At 67.3% G+C, this 17,884-nt stretch carries 10 protein-coding genes and 1 tRNA gene; 5 read left to right on the forward strand and 6 right to left on the reverse strand.

Features of this window, described 5'->3' with window-relative positions:
* A partial coding sequence (locus VGR67_05020) for a hypothetical protein (GenBank protein HEV8335757.1) occupies positions 1 to 184 on the reverse strand: 184 nt, incomplete at its 3' end.
* Positions 185 to 356: 172 nt separating this feature from the next.
* Between VGR67_05020 and VGR67_05025 the strand changes: the two genes are divergently transcribed.
* The 5 genes from VGR67_05025 to VGR67_05045 all read left to right on the forward strand — a co-directional run bounded on the left by VGR67_05025 (position 357) and on the right by VGR67_05045 (position 8,132).
* Positions 357 to 1,376, forward strand: a complete 1,020-nt coding sequence (locus tag VGR67_05025) for a DNA topoisomerase IB (protein HEV8335758.1) — start codon at positions 357 to 359, stop codon at positions 1,374 to 1,376.
* Positions 1,377 to 1,385: 9 nt separating this feature from the next.
* Positions 1,386 to 2,642 (forward strand): phospholipase D-like domain-containing protein, encoded by a 1,257-nt coding sequence (locus VGR67_05030; protein HEV8335759.1) that lies wholly within the window; start codon positions 1,386 to 1,388, stop codon positions 2,640 to 2,642.
* Between the two features lie 414 nt (positions 2,643 to 3,056).
* Positions 3,057 to 5,486, forward strand: coding sequence for an ABC transporter permease (locus VGR67_05035; protein ID HEV8335760.1), 2,430 nt, complete (start codon positions 3,057 to 3,059; stop codon positions 5,484 to 5,486).
* A 192-nt stretch (positions 5,487 to 5,678) separates the two neighbouring features.
* Positions 5,679 to 7,904 (forward strand): prolyl oligopeptidase family serine peptidase, encoded by a 2,226-nt coding sequence (locus tag VGR67_05040; GenBank protein HEV8335761.1) that lies wholly within the window; start codon positions 5,679 to 5,681, stop codon positions 7,902 to 7,904.
* A gap of 143 nt (positions 7,905 to 8,047) precedes the next feature.
* Positions 8,048 to 8,132 (forward strand) — tRNA-Leu (locus VGR67_05045).
* Positions 8,133 to 8,142: 10 nt separating this feature from the next.
* Here the strand turns inward: VGR67_05045 and VGR67_05050 are convergent.
* The 5 genes from VGR67_05050 to VGR67_05070 all read right to left on the reverse strand — a co-directional run bounded on the left by VGR67_05050 (position 8,143) and on the right by VGR67_05070 (position 17,614).
* Positions 8,143 to 10,572, reverse strand: coding sequence for an ABC transporter permease (locus tag VGR67_05050; GenBank protein HEV8335762.1), 2,430 nt, complete (start codon positions 10,570 to 10,572; stop codon positions 8,143 to 8,145).
* 312 nt (positions 10,573 to 10,884) lie between these two features.
* Entirely contained in the window at positions 10,885 to 12,558 is a 1,674-nt protein-coding gene (locus VGR67_05055; GenBank protein ID HEV8335763.1) for a M20/M25/M40 family metallo-hydrolase, read from the reverse strand.
* Positions 12,559 to 12,734: 176 nt separating this feature from the next.
* Complete coding sequence (locus VGR67_05060; GenBank protein HEV8335764.1) at positions 12,735 to 14,513, reverse strand: hypothetical protein; 1,779 nt, start codon at positions 14,511 to 14,513, stop codon at positions 12,735 to 12,737.
* A gap of 266 nt (positions 14,514 to 14,779) precedes the next feature.
* Positions 14,780 to 16,201 (reverse strand): pitrilysin family protein, encoded by a 1,422-nt coding sequence (locus VGR67_05065; GenBank protein ID HEV8335765.1) that lies wholly within the window; start codon positions 16,199 to 16,201, stop codon positions 14,780 to 14,782.
* Positions 16,202 to 16,213: 12 nt separating this feature from the next.
* The gene (locus VGR67_05070) at positions 16,214 to 17,614 is read right to left on the reverse strand and encodes a pitrilysin family protein (GenBank protein HEV8335766.1); all 1,401 of its coding nucleotides are present in this window, start codon (positions 17,612 to 17,614) and stop codon (positions 16,214 to 16,216) included.
* Between the last annotated feature and the right edge of the window lie 270 nt (positions 17,615 to 17,884).

The raw sequence follows: 17,884 nt of genomic DNA on the forward strand, positions 1-17,884 counted from the left end.
TGAGGTGGGAGAGCTTCTTGTAGGCCCCTTGTGACACCGCCTCCTCTCCGATGAGCCGGGCAAGCATTCCTTCGAGCGGGTCCGACTGCGGCGCGGGCGCCGTGCGACCGGCGGAGGGAATCGCCCATAGGAGAAGCACGCAGGAAATCCCCCTCCACGCGACGCGCAGCGGACGGTAGGACATGACGGACTCCTTCGACATGCGTAATCGTGGGACGGGAGGAGGGATTCTGGAAGCAGCCCGGCAGGTTGTCAAACGAGGATGCGGACGCCACAAGTGGGCTTTGAGTACGAGCTTGATAGAATGCGGTGGCTGTTTGCATGACGCACGCCTGTGATGGGCCCTGGATGTTCCCATGACGAGAATCGAGCAGCTCCAGAAGACGGGAATTCGTCGCCTCGGAACGAAGGAGCGCGGGTTCCATTACAAAGGTCCCGCGGATGCCGCGGTCTCGGCGGCGGATCGGAATCGCATCCACCAGCTCAAGATCCCGCCCGCCTGGAACGACGTTTGGATCAACTCGGCCGCCGGAGGGACGGTCCAGGCGATGGGCCGGGACGCCGCCGGCCGCCTGCAGTATCTGTACCACGCCGATCACCTGCGCCGCAGGGAAGCCAGGAAGTTCAGGCGCCTGATCCTATTCGCCCAGGCGCTCCCCAAGATGCGCGGCGCGGTCGCCGCGCACCTCCGGCGGCCGGGCCTGGGAAAAGAGACGGTGATGGCCTCGATTCTGAGGATTCTCTCGACCTGTTTCCTGCGGCCCGGGAGCCAGGTCTATGCCAGCGAGAACGGGAGCTTCGGCCTGGCGACGCTGCGGCGCAGACACGTGCGGGTCCAAGGGAACGTCGTGGAGTTCGACTTCACCGGAAAGTCGGGAGTGCAGCAGCAAAGCCGCCTCAAGGACCGCCGCGTCGCCCGGATCGTCCGCGGCCTGCTGAGACATCCCTCCCGCGATGTCTTCAAGTTTCAAAACGGCGACGGCGAGTTCGTCAACGTCACGCGCCACCACATCAACGAGTACATTCGAGAAGTCATGGGCGAGAGCTTCAGCGCCAAGGATTTCCGCACCTGGGCGGGGACGCTCGTCTGCGCCTGCGCCCTCGCGAAGTTTGGCGCCGAGAACGCCGAGACCGGCGCGGCGCGCAAGCGTAAGGTAGTCGCGGCGATCCAGGAGACGGCGGACATCCTCGGGAACACGCCGGCGGTCTGCCGCAGCTCCTACATCTGCCCCGAGATCCTGCAGGGCTTCGAGAAGGGAAGAGTCATCCGCCGCTTCTTCAAGAGTCCCGAGGAATTGATTTCCTATCGCGGCCGAAGCCTGCACGTCGCCGAGAAGTCGCTTCTGGCTTTCATGAAACGCAGCTCCGCCGATTAGAGAATCGGGATGACGCGCCGGCTCCCGTCGATTCTCGTGCTTGCCGCCGTTCTCGCCCAGGGCGGGTGCGCCATCCTGCCGCACTTCGCGGGCCAGCGAAACCAATATCAGTTCCAGCCCCCCTTTCCCGTCGAGGACCCCCAGTTCCGCCGATCGCTCGACAACATCGGCGGCGTCATCGTGGGCGGCAACTCCGCCGTGCTGCTCGAGAACGGCGACGGGTTCTTTCCCGCCATGCTCAAGGACATCCGGGAGGCCAAGGTCTCGGTCAATCTCGAGGCCTTCATCTACAAGCCGGACGAAGTCGGAAGGCAGTTCGCCGACGCGATGATCGAGGCGTCCCGCCGAGGAGTCGAAGTGCGTCTCATGGTCGACGCTCAGGGCTCGAAGCTGGGGAGCCTCCGGAAAGAGCTCGAGGCCGCAGGCGTCATCTGCAGGGATTACCGGCCGGCCAGCCGCTACCCGATCTTCGGCCGGCGCACGCACCGCAAGCTCCTGGTCATCGACGGCAAGATCGCCTACACCGGCGGGTTCTGTTTCGAGAAGCGCTGGCTGGGAAACGCCCGCGACAAGACCGAGATTCATGACAGCGCGGTGCGCGTCACCGGCCTGGTCGTGTCACAGATGCAGGCGGTTTTCTGCGAGGACTGGACGTTCACGACCGGCGAGATCCTCGCCGGCGACGTCTTCTATCCGAAAACGGCGCCGGCCGGATCGATGGAATCCCAGGCGGTCAAGACCTCCAAGGGCGACGCTTCGTCCCTGCCGAAGATGCTCTATTTCATGGCAATCCAAGCCGCCCGCAAGAGCATTCACATCCAGAACTCCTACTTTCTCCCCGACCGGCAGATTCGCAAGGCGCTGATCGCGGCGGCGAACCGGGGCGTCGACGTGAAGGTGATCGTTCCCGGCAGGCACATCGACTTCCCGCCGGTCCGCCTCGCCTCCCGCTTTCACTACGGCCCCCTCCTCCAGGGAGGAGTCAAGATTTACGAGTACCGGCCGTCGATGATCCACTCCAAGACTTTGATCGTCGACGGCATCTTCTCGACCATCGGCTCGATCAATCTCGACGTGCGCTCGATGTCGAAGAACGCCGAAGTGAGCCTGTCGTTCTACGACCGCTCGTTCTCGGGGGCGATGGAGGCGATGTTCCAGAGGGATCTGAAGATCAGCGAGGAGATCACGTACGAAGGCTGGAAGCACCGCGGCGTGGCCACCCGCTTCTTCGAGCTGCTGTCGGGGATGTTCGAGCCGCTGTATTGAGCCGGCAAGGCTGACCCGCAAGCCCGCGCCGTCGCCGCCTACGCTTCGGGCAGCTCGGTCACCGCATCCGTCACCCTCACCCCGCGCCTGGCGTACTCGGCGAGGAAAGCCTCGACCAGGCGCCCGCCTCGGCGGCCAGCAGCTCCAGCGGGAACACCCCGGGCTTCCGGGCATTGACACCATACTCCGGACTCCGAAAATCCTGCCTGGGCGCCGGGTGCCGGTGAAACGCCCTCCGGCCGGGCCCGGCGCGGTGAAACTTTTCCCAAAACCAGCGGTATTAACAGCATCGTCAGGGTTTGCGGTGACTTGGCGGAACCGTGTCGCGGGTGAGGGTGTCGGGAGCCCGTTGGACCGCATCATGACCCGGAGAACACGCCGGAGCGCCGGCCCCGCCGGCTCAAGGGGGAAAACGTGCAAACGCTGTTGCTGGACCTGCGCTACGCGTTTCGCGTGCTGCGCAAGCGCCCTGCGTTCGCGTCGATCGCCATCCTCACCCTGGCCCTGGGCATCGGCGCCAACACGGTGATGTTCACCGTGGTGCACGCCGTCCTGCTCCGCCCGCTGGGCTTCCGCGATGCCGCGCGGCTGATCCTGGTGGCCGAGAAGAACGACTTCAACACCATCACCGTGTCGTACCAGAACTACCTGGATTGGCGCGACCAGAGCCATTCGTTCGACGGGCCGTTGCAGGCGACGCAAGGCGCCAACACGACCCTCACGGGCGCCGGCGAGCCGGAGCGCCTGAGCCTGCGGCGGATCACTGCGGGCCTCCTGCCAATGCTCGGGGTGACCCCCGTGATCGGGCGCGGCTTCACGGAAAGCGACGATCGCGCCGGCGCGCCGGCGGTGGCGCTGCTCAGCTACGGCTTGTGGCAGAGGCGTTTCGGCGGGTCCGCGGACGTGCTCGGAAAGAGCCTCGCTTTCGACGCGCAACCCTGCACCATCGCTGGAGTGCTCCCCCGGGGATTCGAGATCCTCCAGCCGGCGGAGGTGTTCGTTCCGTTCCATCCTTGGGCGTCGACGCTGCCCGACGATCGCAACTGGCACCCCGGCATCGTCGCGGTGGGCCGGCTCAAGGCCAGCGTGTCGCGCGAGCAGGCGCGCGCCGAAATGGTCGCCATCACCAAGGGTCTCGAGCAGCAATACCCGGACTACAACACCGGCATCAGCGCCGACGTGGTCGGGCTGCAGGACCAGATGGTGAAGAACGTCCGGCCGGCGCTCTGGATCCTCCTCGGCGCCGTGAGCTTCGTGCTCCTGATCGCCTGCGCCAACGTCGCGAACCTGCTGCTGGCGCGCGCCGCCTCCCGCGGCCGGGAGGTCGCCATCCGGACTTCCATGGGCGCCAGCCGCGCGCGCCTCGTCCGCCAGCTGCTCACCGAGAGCGTGTTGCTCGCGCTCACGGGCGGGGCGATCGGGCTGTTCTTCGCCTGGATCTCCCTGGACGCGCTGCTCAAGCTCGCGGCGGGCGCCTTGCCCGCCGCGTTCTCCGTCGGGCTGGACCCCGCGGTTCTCGCCTTCACGTTCACGGTCGCGGTCGGCACGGGCCTGGCCTTCGGCGTGGCGCCGGCGCTCCGCACGACCAAGCTCGACCTGCGGGAGTCCCTGAGCGAGGGCTCGCGCGGCGCGACCGGCGGTCCCAAGATGCAACGCACGCGGCGCATGCTCATCACGGCGGAGATCGCGCTGGCCATGCTGCTGCTCGTCGGGGCGGGGCTGCTGCTCAAGAGCTTCGCCCGCCTGCAGAGCGTCTCCCCGGGGTTCCAGGCGGATCACCTGTTCGTCGCCGACCTGCCGCTGTCGCAGGCGTCGTATGCCGAGCCGGCGCGGCGCGCCGAGTTCTTCGACCGCGTCGTGGAGCGCGCCGCCACGCTGCCAGGGGTGCGCTCCGCGGGGGCCGCGTCGTTCTTGCCGGTGAGCGGCGCCGGCGGCTTGCTGCACTTCAACATCACCGGGCGCCCCCCGAAGGGGCCGCACGACTTCATCGCCGCCGGCTACCGCGTCGTGACGCCCCGTTATTTCGAGACGATGGGGATGCCGGCGGTCAAGGGCCGGCTGCTCACCGCAAGGGACGACGAGCGCGCTCCGTCGGTCGTCGTGATCAACGCGACGATGGCGCGCACCCATTTCCCGGGCCAGGAGGCGCTCGGGCAGCGGCTCCAGCTCGGCGCCACGCCGGACGACAGCATCCCGACGATGGAGGTCGTCGGCGTCGTGGGCGACGTGATTCAGGGGCTCGATCTCGAGCCCAAGGCGGAGATGTACCTGCCCTACCGCCAGGCGGACCGGATCCTGCCCGCTTTCCAGCTGTCGATCGTGATGCGAACGGCCGGCGAGCCGCTTCTGCAAGCCGCGGCGCTGCGGCGCGCCGTCGCCGAGATCGATCCCAGCCAGCCGCTCGTGCATCCGCGCACCATGGAGGACGACGTGGCCGCCTCGGTGGCGCAGCCGCGGTTTCGCACCTGGCTGATCGGCATCTTCGCCGGCCTGGCGCTGCTGCTCGCCGCGGTCGGGATCTACGGCGTCATGTCGTACAGCGTCACGCAGCGCACCAGCGAGATCGGCGTGCGCATGGCCCTCGGCGCGCAGCGGCGCGACATCCTGCGCGCCGTGGTGGGTGAGGGGCTGCGCTTCACGCTGCTCGGCGTCGCCCTGGGGCTCGCGGGCGGGCTTGCCGTCACGCGGCTGCTGCAGGGCTTCCTGTACGGCGTCAGCGCCTCCGATCCCGCCACGTTCGTCGGCGTCGCGGCCCTCCTCGTCGCGGTCGCCGTGCTGGCCTCGCTCGCCCCCGCGCGGCGCGCCACGCGGGTGGATCCAATCGAGGCCCTGCGCTACGAGTAGCCCTCACGCCGCCAGCTCGTGAGCGCTGCCCCCGACCCTCAACCCTAAGCTTGGACGACGAGGGTCGTCGCACCGCCTCAGAGGCCCCAATCACCAGTAGGTCACAATCAGGTCCAGACGAAGGAGCCGCGGGCTCCTTATAATGAGCCGTGGAAGTGTTGCAATGAGGACTGCCAGCGAAGACGGATCCCCATGCCCAACATGAAAGCTGCGGCGCTTTATCGTCCTTTCGTTGTATGGACCGAGTGCATCATTGGGCTCGCCGCGGCGTTGCTTCTCCTCTCGTCGGCCCCGCCAGACCCGTTGCCGCCGCCAGGAAAGCCCCCCATCGCACCCGTCCGAAAAGTGGTGGATGATTACTTCGGAATCAAGGTCACCGATCCCTACCGCTACCTGGAAAACCTTCAGGATCAGGAAGTGCAAGCCTGGTTGAAAGCCCAGAACGATTTCACGAAGGCCACGCTCGGGCGCCAACGGGCCCGCGCCAGCCTGTTGGCTCGCGTGAAGGAGCTCGACGAGTCGGCGCCCGGCCGCGTGGGCGGCATCCGCCGCCTGCCGGCCGGCCCGATTTTCTATCTGAAGGCGTTGTCGAAGGAATCGGTATTCAAGCTCGTCATGCGGGATCACGGCGCCGGCGAGGAGAGGGTTCTGGTGGACCCGGAGGGAATGGCCGACGGCGGCCCGCCGCACACGATCGATTATTACACGCCGTCGGATGACGGAAACTACGTTGCCTACGGAGTGTCGCCGGGCGGCTCGGGAGAGTCCGTCATGCGGATCCTTGACACGCCCACCCGGCAGAACACGGCCGAGATCATCGATCGGGCCGAGTTCGGCGATCACATCGGTTGGCGGCCGGATGGCCGGTCATTCTTTTACAATCGGCTTCAGGCGACCCCGACCAATTCGCCGCCCAGTGAGAAGTATCTCAGGAGCAGAGTCTACCTCCATGTCGTTGGAGCGGATCCCGCGAAGGATGTGCCCGCGTTCGGCTTCGGGGTCTCGCCGCGCGTGAGGCTGGAACCGGCGGACATCCCCTGGATCATGACCGCACCCGGATCGCGCCATGTGCTGGGTATCGTGCAACACGGAGTGCAAAACGAGGTCACGGTCTACGTCGCGCCGCTCGATTCGGTCGCCACCCCGGACACCCCCTGGCGCAAGGTCTGCGACGTTGAGGATGACGTCACCAGCGTCGCGCTGCGCGGCGACGATCTCTACTTGATGACTCACAAGAACGCCTCGCGCTTCAAGGTGATCCACACCCGGGCGTCGAAACCCGATCTGGGTCGCGCTGACGTGATCCTGGCTCCTTCCGAGGCGGTAGTTACGGATCTCGCCGTGGCGCACGATGCCCTCTACGTCCGGATCCGCGATGGAGCCGGCGGCCGACTCCTGAGGGTCCCCTTCGCAGCCGGGGCCAAGCCCGAGCCCGTAGAACTGCCCTCGGACACTTCCATCGGGATTGAGCCGAGCGACCCCCGGATCCCGGGCGTCGTCTTTATCGGGATGGGATGGACACGAGCCCCCCGGGTCTTCGCCTACGATCCTCGGACGAAACGCGTGGCCAATCTGGGTCTTCTGCCCGCCGGAACGTTCGACTCCCCTCCCTCCCTTGAAGCGTTGGAAGTGAAGGTGCGCAGCGCCGACGGCACGATGATTCCTCTTTCCATCATCCACACCCGCGGGCTGACGCTCGACGGTTCGCACCCGACGCGGCTGTACGGCTACGGCGCCTATGGAATATCGATCGACCCCTACTACGACCCGAAGTCTCTCGCCTGGCTCGAGAGAGGCGGCGTTTACGCGGTCGCGCACGTGCGCGGTGGCGGCGAATACGGCGAAGACTGGCACCAGGCGGGCCGAAAGCTCACCAAGCCCAACAGCTGGCGCGATTTCATCGCGTGCGCCGAATATCTGATCGCCCGGAAGTTCACGTCACCGGCGCATCTCGCCGCCGAGGGCAGAAGCTCGGGCGGCGCCCTGGTCGGGCGGGTCATCACCGAGCGGCCGGATCTCTTCGGGGCCGCGATCCTAGAGGCCGGCGACACCGACTCCTTGCGGACCGAGCTCATGGAGACCGGCCCGGCGAACATCCCCGAATTCGGCACGGTGAAAGAGCGCGACGGATTCAAGGCTCTCTACGACATGAGCGCCTACGCGCATGTCATCGAGGGCGCGCGCTACCCGGCCGTCATGCTGCTCACGGGGATCAAGGACCACAACGTGGCTCCTTGGCAGCCGGCCAAGATGGCTGCCCGCCTGCAGGCGGCGACCACCGGTGGCAGACCCGTCCTGCTGCGCGTCGAATACGAGAGCGGGCACGGCATCGCGTCCACGAGGAAGCAGTGGCAAGAACAGCTGGCGGACAAGTTGGCGTTCCTCTTCTGGCAACTCGACCCAACCGCGCCGCCCTAGGTGGCATCGGGTTCGGGTTCCCCTTCACGGAATCCTTGTAAAGCGGAGTGCATTTCGGTACGCGAAATCCGTCGATACGAGGAGGCACAAATAGTGGAGAAAGGAGAGCTTGCCGAATCGGCGAGTGGTTTAGAATCAACCATGCGAAAGTGGCGGAACTGGCAGACGCGCCGGACTTAGGATCCGGTGGGGAAACCCTTGGGGGTTCGAATCCCCCCTTTCGCACCAACCCTCTTCATCATTCTTCCCGCAAGGCGATCAGAGGATCGACGCGGCTCGTGCGGCGGGCGGGAACGTAGGCGCTGATCAACCCCACGGATGCCACGACCAGCGCGGCTGCGGCGAGGCTCACCGGATCCCCCGGCTCGACCTCGAAGAGCAGCGCGCGCAGAAATCGCGTCGTGGCGACCGCGGCGAGCACGCCCGCCACGACGCCGCCCGCGACGAGGAGCGCCGCATCGTGCATCACCAACCCCATCACCTGGCGGGACGAGGCGCCGAGGGCCACGCGGATCCCGATCTCGCGAGTCCGCTGCCGCACCTGCCACGAGATGATCGTTCCGAGCCCGAGGGCCGCGAGCGCGGTGGCCGTGGTCGCAAACAGGCCGAAGACCGCCGCCGTGAAGCGCGGGTGCTCGACCTCCTGCGACACGGCGTCGCTGAGCACCACGACGTCGTCGATCGGCAGGTCCCGATCGATGGCGCGGACTTCGGCGCGAATGGCGGCCGCCAGCGTCCCCGGATCGCCGTCGGCGCGCAGCACGAACGTTTGCACCGGGTAGGGGCATTGCGCCGAACTGATGTAGAGATCGAGCCGCGGGTCGCGCAAGCCGCGATACTTCGCGTCGCCGACGATGCCGACGACCGTGAACCACTGCTTGTCGTAGGGCGAGCCGGGCAGCGGAAACTGCAGGCGCCGCCCGAGTACCGGGCCCTCGGGCCAGAACCGTCGGGCGAAGCTCCGGCCCACGACGGCCACCCCGGGCCGGCCGTCGCGATCGTCGGCATGGATGTCCCGTCCTTCGAGTAAGGGAATACCCAGCGTGGCGAAGTAACCGGGGGAGATGGCTTCGAGATTCGTGAGCGGGTTCCGCCGGGCGTCCGCGGGGCTCTGGCCTTCGATGATGACCGACCAGTCCATGCCGACTGTCCCCCAGAACGGACGCAGCAGCACGGCCGCCGTCCGGCGCACGCCGGGCAGAGTCGCAAGCCGCGGGAGCAGCCGGTCGGCGAACCGCAGGCTGTCTTCCGCCTTTGGATAGCGGCTCGGCGGCTGCGGGACGGCGAAGGCCAGCACCCGGTCGGCGCGGAAGCCCACGTCCACGGCGCGCAACTTGAGGAAAGACCGGCCGACGAGGCCGGCCGCAACGATCAGCACGACGGAGAGCGCAATCTCCCCCGAGACAAGCACGCGGCGGAGCACCGCACGATCTCCGGAGAGCGCGCCTCCGCCTCGCTTCAGCACGGTCTGCACGTCGGCTGTCGTGGCCTGCAACGCGGGAATCAGCGCGCAGAGGACGGTCACGATCGACACCAAGCCGAGCGCGAAGGCGAGCACGCGTCCGTCGACGCCGACGTCGGCGAGCCGGGGGATGTCGGCGGGCCCCCACAGCTTCGCCACTTCGACCAGGCCGATGGCGAGCAGGAGGCCGAGCGTTCCGCTCGCGGCGACCAGTAACGACGATTCGGCGAACGCCTGGCGCACGAGATGCGATCGCTCGGCGCCGAGCGCCACGCGCATCGCGACGTCGCGGGCGCGGGCGGCGCCGCGCACCAGGAGCAAGCCTCCGACGTTGGTGCAGGCGACCGCGAGTAGCACGAGCACCGCGGCCAGCAGCGCCCACAGAGCCGGACGCGTGTCACCCAGCAGCTCGCGCGCCAGCGGCATCACCGACAGCTCCTCCCGCCCGCGCGCAGGATGGAACTTGCGTGCGATCTCGTCGACCGGCGTGGACAGATCCGCGCGGACGCCGTCGGGCGTGACGCCCTTTTTCATCCGTCCGATCATCTCCATCCATCCGGCGCCGCGCTCCTCAACGTATTCGGGGACGGCGTGCGCGACCGTCACCCACAGATCGGTCCCCGCCGGATAGGCGAACCACCGCGGCGCCACACCCGCGAGGAGGAACGCCCGGCCGTCGAGCGTCAGGCTGCGCCCGACGACGGTCGGATCGGCGCCAAAGCGCCTGCGCCAGAACCCGTCGCTCATCACCACGCTGGGAGGTGACGCTGGATCATCGTCGACGGTCGTGAGGGTCCGCCCGATGGCGGCGGAGACGCCGAGCACGTCGAAGAAATTTCCCGACACGATTCTCATCGGCACCTGCACGGGATCGTCCTGGCCCGTCAGGGTCATTCCGGTGCCGGTGTTCTGCACCGCGACCACGGCCTCGAGGCTGCGGCCGATGCCGGCGATGTCGCGGACATCCGGCCAGGAGAACGCCCGCCGCACCGTGTCGCGGCCCGGGGCTACCCCCCAGATTCCGACGAGCCGGTCGGCGCGCGGGAAGGGCAGCGTCCGCAGGACGACGCCGTTCACGATGGTGAAGACCGCGACGGAAGCGCCGATCGCGGTGGCCAGGCAGGCGATGGAAGCGAAGGTCACCGACGGCGTCCGGGCCAGGGATCGTGCCGACTGCCGGAGCTCGGTCATGAAATCGTCCAGCATGCTGCCTCCAACCCCGGATCGCGACCGCCGTACGATCGCTCGTTGCCTCCGAGCGCTTGTCACTGGTGCAGACCCGCTGGACGCGCCCAGACCCATCGCTCATCCCCGATGAACGCCGCCGGAGCGCGATGTCTTCGTGATAGTTGCGTCGCAAGCGTGCGGTTCAAGACCGCACTTCTCGTAGTACGGGAGGATCGGGAGAAGGTTTCCGAGCCGGGAGTCATGGGACGGGCGCGACCGGTCCGGACGCAGTGATCCTCGCGCCGAGCAGTTCCGGTCGCCGGTGGAAGCGCGGGATCGTGATATCTCGAGCTATCGGGGCGACACCTTCGACAAGGCCGCGAGGCGAGCCGCCTCGAATTCGTCGCCCGCATTCCACTTCGGCATCTGCGGTGACTGGGCTACGTCCAGGCCGAGATAGAAGTCGAGCTGGAGATCCTGCACGGCGCCCCGGAGATCCCAGTCGGAGTGAATCTCGTCGCTCGGCTGGTGGTAGTCCGTGGATTCGTATTTGTCGTACTGCTCTTTTCCCCACCCCGCGGGCTTGCCGATGATCTCGAGACCCGACTCGAAATAGGCCGCCGGCACGCCGATCTTCGCCAGATTGAACTGATCGGAGCGGTAAAAGTACCCGCGATCGGGGAACTGGTCCGCCTTCACCACCCGGCCCTGCATCCTCGCGATCGCCTCGATCTTGCCGTCCAGGGTCGATTTCCCCTTGCCGATGAAGGTGAGGTCCCGAGCCGGGCCCCAGATCGAGATCCCGTCGATGTTGATCACGGCGGCCATCCGTCCCGGCTCGATCACAGGATGCTCCGCGAAGTATTTCGAGCCGAGGAGCCCTTGCTCCTCGGCGGCGACGGCGGCGAAAAGGATCGAGCGCTTCGGCTTCACCGAGAGCGCGTTGTAGGCGCGGACGAGGGTGATGAGGCTGGCGACGCCGCTGGCGTTGTCGAGCGCCCCGTTGTAGATCGCGTCCTCGCCCGCCTTGGCCCCTTCCTTCTTTCCAAGGTGATCGTGGTGGGCCATGTACACCACCGCCTGCTTGGACGACTTGGGATCGGACCCGGGCAGGATTCCGAGGACGTTGGCCGTCTTCACGTGCCGGATCTTATTGGCCATTTCGAGCGACAACCTGGTCCCCAGGAGCACGGGCCGAAAGTCCTTCTTCTGCGCCGCGGCTCTCAGCGCGTCCAGGTCCTTCCCCGAAAGCGCCGCCAGCCTCCTGCTGGCGTCTTCCGTCGCCCATCCGTTGAACGCGGTCGTCGGACCGCCTTCCGCCGGAATCTCGAACTGCTCTCCGGACCAGGAGGTCTGGACCACCTGCCACGGGTATCCGGCCGATTCGGTCGTGTGGATGATGATCGCCCCGGCCGCCCCCTTGGCGGCCGCCATCTCGAACTTATAGGTCCAGCGACCGTAGTAGAGCCTCGTCTTGCCCGCGAACAGCGCCGGATCCGCCGAGGGATCGTTGTTCATCATCAGAAGGACCTTCCCGCGCACGTCGACGTCCTTGTAGTCGTCCCAGCCGTATTCGGGCGCGACGATCCCGTACCCGACGAAGACGACCTCGGCGTCGTGGACGCTCGAAGTCGCGGACTGGCCGCCCGAAACGCCGATGTATTCGTCGGAATACTTGAGCGACAGGTGTTTTCCCGCGTTCTCGAACTGGATCGTCGGGGGCGCCCCGCTGTCGACCCCGACGAGCTCGAACTCCTGGAGCCACGATCCGCTGGGACCGGCCGGCCGCAGCCCTTCCGCCTCGAACTGGGTCGCGATGTAGGCCTGCGCGAGCCGGTCGCCGGTGGAGGCGGGGCCCCTTCCTTCCAGGAGATCGCCGGAGAGGAAGCGGATATGCCCGAGCAGCGTGTCGGCCCGGATCGACTGGGCCGCGCGCCGCGCATCGCTCGTGGGCTGATAGGTCGAGACGACCGCGAGGGCCGCCGAAACCGGGAACGCGATGGCCGCCAGGATGATCTTCTTCATGGGTGATCGAACCCTCCAAGGGAGTGGACGCGATCGAGCTTCGTACTCTCATCCCGTCCGCGCTGTCAAGGGGCCGAGCGGGCAGCGCGTCGCAGCGGACGGCAGCCCCGCTCGTCGAGACCGGACGGCAAGGCACGCCTCGAGGCGGATCGGCGGGCGCGAAGCGGCGCACCCGTTCAGGGCGTGGGCGCGGGCAGGATGCGCGCGAGATCCACTTCGTACAGATTGCCGAGGCCGTTCTCGATGCCGTGGATGCGCCCGACCAGCTCGGCGTAGGTCCAGGGCGCCGCGCGGGCCTCGGTGGGTACGCCCCGCTCGCTCGCGAAGAGGAGCCGCCTTCCGTCGGGCGAGAGGCGGGGACTGTACTCGCGGGCCGCGGTGTTGAGGCGCGGGCCGAGACTCTGCGGCGCCAGCCACCGGCCGTCCTGCCGGTAGCTGACGTAAAGGTCGCTGTCACCCTGGGAGTCGTCTCTTCCGGCGGCAGTCAGAACGAGAAAGCTCTCGTCGGGAGCGATCGCCACTTCGAGGTTGAATAGATTCGGACCGTTGATGGCATCTCCCAGGTTCGTGGGCTCCCCGTAACCTTCCCCTTCCGGCTCCGCCGTCCACACGTCCACGAGCCCTTTGCCGCCGGGCCGATCCGAGGTGAAGTAGAGCGTGCCGTCGCGAGCCTCGGCCGCGAAGTGGTTGCCCCAGTCGCCGTTGATCGGCCGGTCGAGCGGGCGCGGTGCGCCCCAGCCGCCGGCCGTCCGTTCCATCCGCCACACGTTGTAGCGGTCGTTCGGCACGCCGGCGGAGAGGGGGCGATCCGAGATGAAATAGAGCCGCTTTCCATCGAGGGAGACCGTGACGTCGAAATCACGCCACGTTCCCGAAAACGACGCGACGCTCGGCTCGCTCCAGCCTTTTCCGTGCCGGCGCGCCATGAGCACGGTGTAGTTCTGCGACCGTGGAATGGAACGGTTGAAGAACAGGGTCGCTCCACCGTCGGCGAGCTGGCCGCCGAACTCGTCGGCGGGAGTGGAAATCACGCCCTCTCCCACGAGATGGAGCAGCGGACGGCCCTCGGGCCCCAGGCGCTCGACCGGCACGCGATAGATGTTGCCCGCGCCGTTGAGCACGGAGCGCCGGGCGCGCTCGAGCGCGCCGGCGTTCGGGCGGTGCGGCATGGGGACGTGGAAGGCCCCGCGCTCGCTCGCGAACGTGAACCAATGCCCGTCGGCGGAGAACGCCGGGGTGGTTTCGGCGGCCGGAGAGTTGAGGGGCGGATCAAGATGGACGGGAGCGCTCCAGCCGCCCGCACCCGACCTCGACAGATAGAGGTCGGCGCGCGGGTAGGGCGCGCCGCCTTCCCGGAGCTCACCGTCTCGTCCGATGGCCACGAAGACGACCAACGAACCGTCGGGGGAGACGGCAGGCTGCGTTTCGGTCGCTTCGCTATTGAGCGCCGACAGGTTTTCCGGCTCGCCGAAGCGGCCATCGACCCATCGCGAGCGATACAGATCGAGGCCGCCCTTGCCTCCCGGACGGAACGACGCGAAGTACAGCGTGCCGTCCTCGGCGACGGAGGGGCTGCCCTCGAACCCCGCCGTGTTGATCGGGGCGCCCAGATTCCTGGGCTCTCCCCACCCACCGCCCGCGGCGCGCTCGAGAACCCAAAGGTTGTAGTCGGCCGCTTCTCCGCTCGACGAGCCGTCGTGCGGCCGGTCGGAGGTGAAGAACAATCGGCGGCCGTCGGTGGAGACCGCGGCGCCGAAATCGGAATAGCGGCCGGAGAAGGGAGCCACGCGCGGCTCGGACCAGCGGCCGTCCCGCCACTCCGTCTCGCAGATGACGAGACGAGGCGGGGAGTTCGTCGTGGGGGTGCGCTTCGTGAAGTAGGCGCTTCGGCCGTCCGGCGTGGCGGCAAAGCCGAACTCGTCGTCCGGCGTCGAAATCACGCCGGGCGCGACCATCGCGGGATCACCCGGTGGCCCGGCGCAGGACGGCCGGAATCCCACCCCCAGGCTTAGGAACGCCATGGCCAAGCCGGTCCCGCGCGCAACTCGAATGACTCCGACGCACATGCAGCTCGCCGATGGTAGGTCAGCCTTCCGGAAGGTCCTTGGCGCTTTCATGGTGCGCCTAAGCCAATCCGTTCCGTCGGCCTGCGGTCGATTCCCGAGGCTCCCCTTCGGGCCACCCCAGGGCATGCATCACGACGTGGCCCGGTTGCGCCGGATCAAGGCTGGGTCGTCCGGGTGGATCCGAACTGGGAAAGCTCCGACTGGACCTTGGCCTCGTCACCCACCACCACGATCGTCTGGCTCCTGGAAGCATAGAAGTCCCGCCCAGCCTGCCGGATCTGCTCGACCGTGACGGCGTTCACTTTCCGCACGAAATCACCCAGCGCTTCCGGCGGCAGGCCATCTACCCAGTTGGTGGCCAGGGTCCCGGCGACGGCGCCCTGGATCTGGTTGCGCAGGAGGTAGAGGCCCCCCTGGTAGCGTTTCGCCTTGGCCACTTCCTCCGACGTCGGCACCGTGGCGCCCATCCGGTCGAGCTCATAGAACATCTCCAACAGCGTGGCGGCGGTCACTTCATTGCGCACGTCGGCCCGCACCTGCAGGAGACCCCCCTCCTCGCGAGTCTGCACGCTGGAGTAGGCCCCATAGGAATATCCCTTGTCCTCCCGGATGTTGCGGGAGAGACGGCTCCCGAAGGCTCCGCCGAAAACGGTGTCGGCGACGAGCAGTGGGAAATACTCCGGGTCGGTCGCCGGCACCGTGGGCCGGCCGAGCATGATGAGCGACTGCACCGACCCGGGGCGGCTGACGACGAGGAGCTGCCGGGCCTTCGCCCCCGGTGAAGGCGGGGTCGGTGCGGGCGCCTCGCCCTGACCCTTCCAGCCGGCGAACACCTTGCCGATCGTCTTGCCGGTGGCGGCGGCGTCCAGGTCGCCCACAACCACCAGGAGCGCCCGCTCTGGCCGGAACCGTCGCAAGAACTCGCGCTTCAGGATGCCGGGGGTGATCGCCGCGATCGTCTCGGGAGTGGCCGCGACGGTGCGGTAGGGGTGGTCATCGTAGACCGCCGCCGCAAAGGCCTTCTGGGCGAGGAACTCGGGAGTGGAGGCCTGGACCTCCAGGCCCTGCAGCGCGTTGGCTTTGGCAAGCTCGACTTCCTGGACCGGAAAGGAGGCGTTCCGCGCCACGTCCGCGAGAATCGTCAGCAACCGGGTGGAGCCGCTCGCGAGGCCTGCAACCGTGAGCTGGATCACGTCGGAGGTCGCATTGGTGGAGAGAGTGCCGCCGACCTCCTGCAGATCCTCGGCGATCTGCTTCGAGGTCCGAGCCGCCGTGCCCTCGTTCAGCGTGTCGGCGAGCGTGTCGGAGATCCCTTCCATCCCGCGCGGGTCGGAGGCCGTGCCGCCGCGCACCGTGAGGATCGCGGTGACCATGGGGAAACCGGGGCGCTGGACCAGCCAGACCGTGAGCCCTTCCGGGAGCTTCGACGCCTTGATGGTGGGGACGGGCAGCGGCGAGTCGGGTCCGAAAGGCGGCAGCTCCTTGGGAAGTGGCTTCTCCTCACCGGCGAGGAGAATGGCCGGAAAAGCGGCCAGTGCGACCAACAGAACGGCAGGGACTAGAGCTGTCTTCTTCATGGACGTTGCCTCCTATCTCGGGTCGGCGGCAGGATCCGCGGCGGCGGTCTGCGGGGCCGGTTTGCGATCGACCACCGTCCGGTTGGCCGCCGTCAGATAGGTGGCCGCCACGCGCTGGAGGTCGGCCGAGGTCACCGTCTCGATCCGGCCGGGCAGCTCGTTGATGGACGCTGCGTTCCCGGTGAAGAGCTGGGCCAGGCAAAGGGCGGTGGAGCGGTTCAGGGGCAGCTCCAGCGTCGAGTAGAGATCGGCCGCCATCTTGGTCTTCGTCCGGGCCAGCTCGCCGGCCGGTACACCTTCCCGAGCCACCTTTTCGATCTCTCCGTTCATGGCGTCGACGACGGTCCGGGCGTCGGTGGTCGGTTTGTAGATGGCGAAGATGTCCAGCAGCGTCGGCCCGTTGTAGTCCCACGGCGTCCCGAGCGGCCAGTTGAGGCCTCCCTGGACGCTCAGGAGGATCTCTTTCCCTTTCACCAGCACCTGGTAGAAGCGGGAGGCTTCGCCGCCCACGAGCAAGTCGGCCAGGACGGCCGCGGGGACGTGGTCCCGGCTCCCGCGCGCCGGCATTTTCCAGGCCACCGCGATCCCCGGAACCCGGGCCAGGGGATCGGTCTGCTCCAGGGTCCGCTCGCCCTGGTTCATCGCCTCGGAGACGTCCGGAGGCTGCGGAGTCTGGCGCGCCGGAATTCCTCCAAAGTACTTCTCGACCTTTCCGAAAACCTCCGCCGGCTTGACGTCGCCCACGATGGCCAGAATGGCGTTGTTGGGCCCGTAGTAGCTCTTGAAGAACGCCTCGACGTCTGCGAGCTTCGCCGCGTCCAGATCCTCGAACGAGCCGTAACCGTCGTGCGAGTTCTCCCACTTGTCGAAGGCCTTGCCGGCCACGTCGGTCCAGAAGAAGATGCCGTAGGGCCGGTTCTTGACGTTGACCCGGATTTCCTCCTTGACCACTTCCTGCTGGTTCTTGAGGTTCTTCTCGGAGAAATCCAGGGTCTTCATCCGATCCGCCTCCAGCCACAGGATCGGATCCAGCGCCGAAACCGGCGCCGTCTCGATGTAGTTGGTGTAATCGTACCGGGTGGAGCCGTTGTTGACCCCGCCGCCGCCTTCGATCACCCGGTCGAAGACTCCCTTGGGGGCGTTGGGCGTTCCCTCGAACATCATGTGCTCGAAGAGATGGGCGAACCCCGTTCGCCCTTTCGGCTCGAGCCGGAACCCGATCCGGAATGCCAGGCAGAGACCGAAGGTCGGGGCGGAATGATCCTGTGAGACGACCACGGTCAGGCCGTTCGGAAACTTCTTGACCTCGATGGGGATCTGCCAGCGTGCCGCGTGGGCCGCTGCCGGTCCCGCCGGGGCGAGAAGGACGCCGCCGAGCAGCAGGGGAAGTGCCAGCCAGGCTCTACGCATCATGCCTCCCTGAGAAAAGCTTCGCCGATTCGTCAGCAAGTACGTCCCGAGATTCCGAAAGTTGCATGCATGACGACATCCCAATCGTTCAGATCTGGAACATGGCTGGAAAACCCCCGAGGCCCCCTCCCGGGGAAATAGACGCCCGGGGGAGAGAACATCCGACCGTGAGAGCCGTATACGACACCGATCCGTTCAAGGCGCCGGAGATCCGTTCAAGGCACGCGGCGCGGCGCGCGGTGGGATCCTGCCGATCGCCCGGCCGTCACTCTC

The sequence above is a fragment of the Candidatus Polarisedimenticolia bacterium genome (genome assembly GCA_036004685.1).
Classification (GTDB): Bacteria; Acidobacteriota; Polarisedimenticolia; order Gp22-AA2; family AA152; genus DASYRE01.

Coding starts and splice junctions, on each gene's coding strand:
- VGR67_05025 (HEV8335758.1), top strand. CDS start 357: ATGACGAGAATCGAGCAGCTCCAGAAGACGGGAATTCGTCGCCTCGGA.
- VGR67_05030 (HEV8335759.1), top strand. CDS start 1,386: ATGACGCGCCGGCTCCCGTCGATTCTCGTGCTTGCCGCCGTTCTCGCC.
- VGR67_05040 (HEV8335761.1), top strand. CDS start 5,679: ATGCCCAACATGAAAGCTGCGGCGCTTTATCGTCCTTTCGTTGTATGG.
- VGR67_05050 (HEV8335762.1), bottom strand. CDS start 10,572: ATGCTGGACGATTTCATGACCGAGCTCCGGCAGTCGGCACGATCCCTG.
- VGR67_05055 (HEV8335763.1), bottom strand. CDS start 12,558: ATGAAGAAGATCATCCTGGCGGCCATCGCGTTCCCGGTTTCGGCGGCC.
- VGR67_05060 (HEV8335764.1), bottom strand. CDS start 14,513: ATGGTCGCGCCCGGCGTGATTTCGACGCCGGACGACGAGTTCGGCTTT.
- VGR67_05065 (HEV8335765.1), bottom strand. CDS start 16,201: ATGAAGAAGACAGCTCTAGTCCCTGCCGTTCTGTTGGTCGCACTGGCC.
- VGR67_05070 (HEV8335766.1), bottom strand. CDS start 17,614: ATGATGCGTAGAGCCTGGCTGGCACTTCCCCTGCTGCTCGGCGGCGTC.